Genomic DNA, 7,308 nt, shown 5'->3' with positions numbered 1-7,308 from the left:
GCCCTGTTTCGTCGACGAAACAGGGCCAAACGCCCGCTCACAACGCTCAGGCGGTGGGCCAGTCCACCTGCGGGGTCTCGTGGAACGCCCAGCCGGTCTCGCGCCACCCCGGCGCCTGCGCGGCGACGCGGGCGCGGAACGCGTCCCAGTCCTTGCGCTCCGGAGCGGTCCAGGCGACCTCGGCGACGGCGCCCAGGCGCGGCAGCAGCATGGAGAACAGCTCGTCGCGGGTGGTGATCGTCTCGGTCCAGACGGCGGCCTCGACGCCCTCGACGGAGTCGGCGGGCAGCCCGTCGATGACGGCGGTGGGCTCCCACTCGTAGGAGTCGCGCAGCTCGACGTAGCCGGCCCAGTGCAGGCCCAGCTCGTGCTCGGGGGTGTACTTCATGTCCAGGTAGGCGTGGTTGCCGGGCGACATGATGAACCGCGCGCCGGCCTCGGCCGCGGCGACGAACCTGGCGAACTCCTCGCCCTTCGGCTCCCAGTACTGCAACAGCGTGCCGGGCTCCACGGGTCCGCGGGCGCCCTCCTGCCAGAAGATCGGCGTCTTGCCGTGCTCGCGCACGATGCGGCCCGCGAGCTCGACGAACTTCGCGAACTCCTCGACCTCCATCGTGTGCACCTCGTCGCCGCCCACGTGCACCCAGTCGCCGTCGGTCATGGCGGCGATGTCGCCGATGACGTCGCGCAGGAACGGCTCCGTCGCGGGGTTGTCGAACCACAGGCGCGAGAAGCCGACCTCGATGCCGTCGTACTTCTCGGTCGCCAGACCGTCCTGGGTGAGGGAGCCGTAGACCTGCAGCGCGGCGTTGATGTGCCCCGGCATGTCGAACTCCGGCACGATCGTGACGAACCGCGCCGCGGCGTACTCCTGCAGCTCGCGGTAGTCGTCGGTGGTGAGGAAGCCGGCGGTGCCGCCGCCCACCTGGTTGTCCGACGCCTTCTCCAGCTCGGGGCGCGACGGCGTCTCGATCCGCCAGCCCTGGTCGTCGGTGAGGTGCAGGTGCAGCACCCGCAGCTTGAACGCCGCGACCAGGTCGACGACGGCGCGGATGTCCTCGGGGGCGAACCAGTGCCGCACGACGTCGAACGACAGGCCCCGCCAGCGGTAGCGCGGCGCGTCGTGCACGACGACGGCGGGCACCTCGCGGGCGCCCTCGGCCGTGGTCGTGACGAGCTGACGGAGCGTGCGCGCGGCGTGCAGCAGCCCGACGGGCTCCGCCGCGGTCGCCTCGACCCCCGCGGTCGTGACGCGCAGCGTGTAGCGCTCGGGGTTGTCGGAGCCCTCGGGCCCGGCCGCGTCGTCGAGCCGCAGCACCACCGGGGTGGCCCCGTCCTCGCCGGCACCGTCGGTGACGACGCGGACGCCGGCGGCCGCGAGCTGCTCGGCCGCCAGGGCGGAGAGGGAGTCGTCCGGGGCGACGACGACGGCCGCGTCCAGGGCGAGCGACGGCGCGTCGTGGCCTTCGACGGCAGCGCCCTCGACGACGGTGGGCCACGGGATGAGAGGCAGCACGGGGATCAGTCTCCAGACGCGGGTCGAATCGTTACGTTAACGATCCTGCCGAATAGGAGGAACCCGTGTCAACGACGCTGTCCGAGGCGCGCTCCAACAACGCCGCACCACCGGCGCCCGGGCGTGGGCGCGCTCAGTAGGTGTCGATCACGACCGGCGCCGGGTCGGCGGGCAGCACCGAGTCGAGCACGCCCACGGCCGGACCGGACCAGCCCAGCCGGACCCCCTTCGGGACGTCGGCGCTCACCTGGTTCCACACCCACTCGCCCGTCGTGACGCCGCCGGTCCGGTCGGCGACGACCGCGACCTCGACCTGCGGCAGCGAGTGCAGCAGCTCGCGGTCGGGCACCGACTCCGGCCGCGTCTGGTGCACGACGAGCAGCGCCGGCGGCAGCCCCTCGCGGGAGACGAGGTCGGCCAGGTAGGCGGTGACCTCGTCGAGCTCGTCGGCGGTCATCTCGTGCGAGGTGGTGGAGGCTCCGTCCCCCACCCGCTTCTCCGGCCGCACGGACACGCCGACGCCGGACGAACCCAGCAGAGGCTCCGCCGCGCGCACTTGGTCCGCGACCGGCGCGGGGCCGGCCCCGATGTCGAGCAGCACGTAGACCCCGGCGTCGCGGGCCGCGGAGACGAGGGGGCGCAGCGCCTCGACGTCCTCCTGCGTGACCCAGTCGCCGTCGTCGCCGGGGCTGGTCGCCGTCGTGCTCACGGGGAGCACGAGCGTCGGCACGACCGGGCCCACGTCGTCGCCCCCGTCGGTCCCGGTGTCGGTCCCGTCGGCGGGCGTGTACGCGGCGGCCGCGGCCTGCGCCCGCGCGACCGCCGTCGCCGGGTCGTCCCAGACCGTCGCGGGGACGGTGACGTACCGCGCGGGCAGCAGGTGCTGGCTGCCGGTGGGCAGCAGCGCGGCCCGCTCGGCGGCCGCGACACGCCAGGCGAACGTGGCCGCGTCCCCGAACGACCGGCCCACCCCCACGACGGTGAGGGCCTGCGCCCGGTCGACGGTCTGCACCACGTCGCGCGAGCCGAGATCCCCGCCGGGCACCCGGGTCGTCACGGCGCCGGCCGCGCGCAGGGACGCGATCGCGGCCTCCTGCCCCTCCGCCGGGTCGATGAGCGCCAGCACCTCCCGCAGGAGCCGCGGCCCGCCAGGCTCGGAACCGCCCTCGCCGTCGGACGCGGACGGCGACGACGTCACGTCGCCCCCCAGCATCCCGTCGAGCTGGTCGGCGAGGTCGTCCAGGTCGTCGTCCTCGAGCGTGGGGCCCGCGCCGTCGACGCCGTCGAGCACGTCGGGAGCGATGTCGAGCACCTGCACGCCGGCCGCCTCCGCGGCCTGGCGCGACGCCGCGTCGTCCTCGTCCCGGGTGGTGCCGTCCTCGCCGCCGCGGACGTCGTCACCGGTGACGACCACGGCCACGCGCGCGCCGAGCCGCCCGAGCTCCTCCGTCACGCCCGCGCCGGTGCCGTCGGTCAGCAGCGCGGGAGCGTGCACGGCCACGGCCGTGGCCGCGAGGGCGGGCAGCGCGTCCTGGTCGTCGGCGTCCGCCAGCACCACGATCTCCGATCGCGCGTAGACCGTCTGGCTCGTGGTCAGCGCCAGCTCGACCGGGTCCGCGGAGTCCAGCAGCACGGTGTGGTCCGGCAGGTCGCGCACCGCGACCGACGACGCCGCCGCCGGGGAGGCCGACGAACCGTCGGGGGGCGACGCCGTGCAGCCTGCGAGGGCGAGTGCACCGGTCAGGACGACGACGGGCAGGACGAATCGGACGTTCCGGAGGGGCACTCCCTCATCTTTGCGCATCCTGCGGCCGGGGTCGACGTCGTCCCGTCCGGCGTCCCGGGCCGTCGGCGTGCGGCCCCCGCGCCCGGGCCTTGCCACGCGGCGTCGTCACCTGCGACGGCGCCGCGGGCGTCGCGCCCCGCGGCGACGGCGTCGGCGCGAGACCCGCCGGTAAGTTCCTCGGGATGGACGGACATCTCCCGGCATGAACAGTTCTCCTCGGGCGCCGTCGCCGCCGCGCGACGGCGTGCCCCCGGACGAGGCCCGGGTCGCCGACTGGTGGCGCCGTCACGCGCCGCGCGTCCAGGCGTACGCGATGCGGCACGTCGACGCCCACGCCGCGCAGGAGGTCGTGTCCGAGACGTTCCTCGTCGCGTGGCGCCGGCACGGCGCCGGGACGGACGAGATTCCCGACGACGAGGTGCTGCCGTGGCTCGTCGGCGTGGCCCGCAACGTCATCCGCAACGCTCACCGGTCCACGCGGCGGTCCGCCGCCCTCGTCGCCCGGCTCGGCACCGTTGCCGGGCGCGACGCCGCGGCCCCCGCCCCCGACTCCGCGGTGGCGGAGCGCGCGCACGTGCTCCTCGCGCTGGCGCGGCTGACGGAGAAGGATCGCGAGGCGCTCCTCCTCGTCGCGTGGGACGGGTTGTCGCGGGAGCAGGCCGCCCGTGTCGCGGGCTGCCGGCTGGGCACGTTCGACGTCCGCCTCTCCCGGGCCCGCCGCAGGCTCACCGAGCTGCTCGACGCCGACGACCTGGGCTCGGCCGTCCCGAGCCCGGCCGCGCCACCACGCCGTCCCCCTGCGCCGGATCTTCTCGCCACCCACCCCCTTCCCGATCGTCCCGCCGGAGGTCACCGATGACTCGCGACCCACTCGACCGTGTGGCGGCTCTCGCGCCGAACCTTCCGGTCGACCCCGAGGGGTTGGCCGCCGCTCGGCGCGGCGCCGAGGCCGGTCGCGCCGATCACGCCCGGCGTCGGCCCGCACCGCACCGCGACGGCCGTCGTCGCGCGTCGGTCCCCTGGTCCCGGCTCGCGCTCACCGCCGGCCTGGCGACCGCGGCGGCCGCGGCGGTCCTGGCCGTCGCCGTCGTGGCGACCCCTGGTGCGGACCCCGGGAAGGCGCCGTCCGGCCCGCTCGGTCTGGTCCCCGCCGCCGCGGCGGCGGACCCGTCCTGCAGCGCGGCGGAGGTGGACGCCGACCTGTCGACGCCGATGCCGCGCGACACCTGGGCCGACAGCCCCGTCGCGGACGTCGCGGCAGTGGTGGGGCAGGGGCGCGCGGGCCGGGTCACGGCCTTCGAGAACTTCCGGCACTGCCCGGTCGCGGTCGCGTCGGCCGTGGTCTACGCCCCCGGCGCCGTGCAGGGGCTCAACGTCTATCGCGACGTCGCGGCCGGGCCCCTCACCCGGATCGAGGACCTCGGCTCGGCCGACCAGGTCACGCTCCGCGGCGCGGACGGCTGGGTGCTCGCGTGGGTCAACGACCCGGACGTCCCCCGTCAGCGCCTCACGTGGATCGACGGGAGCGGCGTCCGCTGGTACGCCGTCGCCGAGGGCATGGCGGAGAAGGAGACCGTGACCCTGCTCGACGCCCTGGAGTTCGACGCCGACGGCATCCTGGACCCGGCCAGCGTCCCGGCCGGCTTCGAGAGCGCGCCCGTGATCGACCCGGAGGTCGGGGAACGGTCGACGTACCGCTGGTCCGTCGAGTACGGGCCGGACGACCGCGTCGTCACCCGCGACGCGGACGGTGGGCACGTCGAGGTCCCCGGGCCGTCGTCCGCGCTCCTCGAGGTGACGACCCCGGCGATCGCGCCCGTCGAGGCGGAGGTGGCCGAGTTCGGGCTCCAGCTCGTCGACCTCAACGGGGTGCGCGCCGTCTGGACGCCCCAGGGGCAGGGAGGTGCCGAGCTGCGGTGGGTGCGGTCGGGCGTGCGGTACCGGCTGGTCGCGCAGGTCGACACCCTCGACGCGATGCGGACGATCGCGCGGTCCGTCGAGCACGTCGACCTGGACGATCCGCGCCTGCGCTGAGACGGGCCGCGGACGGCGCCCCGCCCCGAGGCCGTGCGCGTGCGCCGCGCTCCGGACACGCCGAAGGCCGCCGCACGATGTGCGACGGCCTTCGGCTTTCGGTGGAGCTAGGGGGATTCGAACCCCCGACCTTCTCCAAGAAGCTCGGGCCCGACTCCAGCCGACCGAGGCGCGTGTGGTCTTGTTCTGTTCATGACTCGCGGAGCCGCAGAAACGCTGAAATCTCGCGGATCGCGTACCCCGATTCTGCCACCCTCAGGCGGGGCAAGACCAGGGGCAACCGTGCTCGCGCATGCACCGCCGGAGCGCGGCAATCGCGTGGCACGAGCCCCAATCCGTGGCACGACGCGTGGCACGATGTGAACCGCAAGAGCGATGACCTTGGCCAGCTCACCGAGACCGACGGAACGCCGACCTGCTACCCCTAACGCACTCCTCGCCGCCCTCATCACCGACGCCAGCTGAGCCCGGAATGGAGCACACCACGACCACGACGGTCGGCGCGGTCGACGTCCACTACGACGACCAGGGCGGAGCCAGGTCGGCCCTCGTCGTGTGCCGCGACCTGACACTCTCTACAACAAAGTCCGAGCACGTCACCGACATCGCCGAGGTCGAGCCCTACGAGCCCGGGGCACTGTTCAAGCGGGAACTCCCATGCATCCACGCCGTCCTCGACCTCGGCCCCCACCTCGACCTGCTCGTCATCGACGGATACGCCACCCTCGACCCCCACGGCCGCGCCGGGCTCGGAGCGCACGCCTCCGAGACAATCGGAGTCCCGGTCATCGGCGTCGCCAAGACTCCGTTCCGCACCGCAACGCACGCCGCCGAGGTGCTCCGCGGCATCGCGACGCGCCCCCTCTACGTCACCGCCACCGGGCTCGACGTTGCCGAGGCAGCGCGGATCGTCAAGGCGATGACAGGGCCGAACCGGATCCCCGACGCACTGGCAAGAGTGGACCGCCTCGCGCGCGGCCGAACTCAGCCCAATTCGCGGTCACGGCCGAGCAGGTGAGGTCTACACGACCCGGCGCCACGACCTACTCAACCGCGCAGCCTGAAGCACCCCAGGGTTCAGCCCGCGTAGGAGCGGCAGAGGACCTGGGCGCTTCACCATCGCGCTGTCCCGGATCCGCTACGACGACCGCACCCGCGACTACGTCGCCCGCCGCACCAGCGAAGGTAAGACCGACCGTGAGATCCGACGCTGTCTCAAGCGCTACATAGCCCGAGACCTCTACCGCCTACTCGAGGCAGCCCCGATCACCGCTTGACGAACCAAAGGAGCGTCGCACCACAGCGACCGCGGAGTCCAATATCGGGCAATTCAGTACACCGAGCGGCTCGCCGACGCCCTGGTCTCGGTCGACTCCAAGGGCGACCTCGTACGACAACGCGATGGCCGAGGCGTTGAACTCGCTGTTCAAGGCCGAGTCCATCCGAATCCCGTCATGCGCCCGGCCGAGGGCTCGAAGTCCGTCACGGACGTGGAGTCGCCATTGCAGAGTACACCGACTGGTTCAACCACCGACGCCTGCACGGCGAGACCGGGCTCGTCCCGCCGGCCGAGTTCGAGGACAAGTTCTGGCAGCACCACTACGCTCCAGACAACCCGGTCGAACTCGCAGCCGGAGCCAGGTAACCGAGCCTCCACCGAGCCCGGGGCTATTCAGTACTCTGCGGAGACGCGGACGGAATCAACTGCGTCCTCGACAGTGCCCGCAATCCGTTGCTACGGCCGATTGACACCAACCTGCGGTATGCGAAGAGCGATCACAACTGTTCGCGCGCTTCGGAGAGCAACCACTCGACTACGCCCAACGGAACATCGTCTTCGAAGAGGCTGACCGTCCTCATTCCGGTTTCATCATCTTCGAACACTTCGGCCACCCTCGCGCCAGTGTCGTGTGTGACTTCTAACGCCATCCCATCTCGCTCACCGACCGAACTCACCAAAAGTAATCGGTAT

At 73.1% G+C, this 7,308-nt stretch carries 5 protein-coding genes; 3 read left to right on the top strand and 2 right to left on the bottom strand.

All coding sequences use genetic code 11. The annotated features are described in order from the left end of the window. Positions 1-46: 46 nt before the first annotated feature. The gene (locus ACFWDO_RS12025; RefSeq protein WP_380326450.1) at positions 47-1,516 is read right to left on the bottom strand and encodes a family 20 glycosylhydrolase; all 1,470 of its coding nucleotides are present in this window, start codon (positions 1,514-1,516) and stop codon (positions 47-49) included. A gap of 133 nt (positions 1,517-1,649) precedes the next feature. Continuing rightward, positions 1,650-3,302, bottom strand: a complete 1,653-nt coding sequence (locus ACFWDO_RS12020; protein WP_380326453.1) for a hypothetical protein — start codon at positions 3,300-3,302, stop codon at positions 1,650-1,652. Between the two features lie 202 nt (positions 3,303-3,504). On the opposite strand from ACFWDO_RS12020, the gene ACFWDO_RS12015 reads away from it, so the two are divergent. From ACFWDO_RS12015 to ACFWDO_RS12005, 3 genes are all read left to right on the top strand, one after another. Further along, the gene (locus ACFWDO_RS12015) at positions 3,505-4,161 is read left to right on the top strand and encodes an RNA polymerase sigma factor (protein ID WP_380326456.1); all 657 of its coding nucleotides are present in this window, start codon (positions 3,505-3,507) and stop codon (positions 4,159-4,161) included. Next, positions 4,158-5,336, top strand: coding sequence for a hypothetical protein (locus ACFWDO_RS12010; RefSeq protein WP_380326458.1), 1,179 nt, complete (start codon positions 4,158-4,160; stop codon positions 5,334-5,336). The genes ACFWDO_RS12015 and ACFWDO_RS12010 overlap by 4 nt, the downstream gene beginning before the upstream one ends. 472 nt (positions 5,337-5,808) lie before the next feature. Then, on the top strand, positions 5,809-6,354 hold the full coding sequence (locus ACFWDO_RS12005) for an endonuclease V (protein WP_380317084.1): 546 nt from the start codon (positions 5,809-5,811) through the stop codon (positions 6,352-6,354). Positions 6,355-7,308 lie beyond the last annotated feature (954 nt).

This window comes from Isoptericola sp. NPDC060185 (assembly GCF_042728595.1).
Taxonomy (GTDB): Bacteria; Actinomycetota; Actinomycetes; order Actinomycetales; family Cellulomonadaceae; genus Isoptericola.
This window is presented reverse-complemented; position numbering and strand designations above follow the sequence as displayed.

Coding starts and splice junctions, on each gene's coding strand:
- ACFWDO_RS12015 (WP_380326456.1), top strand. CDS start 3,505: ATGAACAGTTCTCCTCGGGCGCCGTCGCCGCCGCGCGACGGCGTGCCC.
- ACFWDO_RS12010 (WP_380326458.1), top strand. CDS start 4,158: ATGACTCGCGACCCACTCGACCGTGTGGCGGCTCTCGCGCCGAACCTT.
- ACFWDO_RS12005 (WP_380317084.1), top strand. CDS start 5,809: ATGGAGCACACCACGACCACGACGGTCGGCGCGGTCGACGTCCACTAC.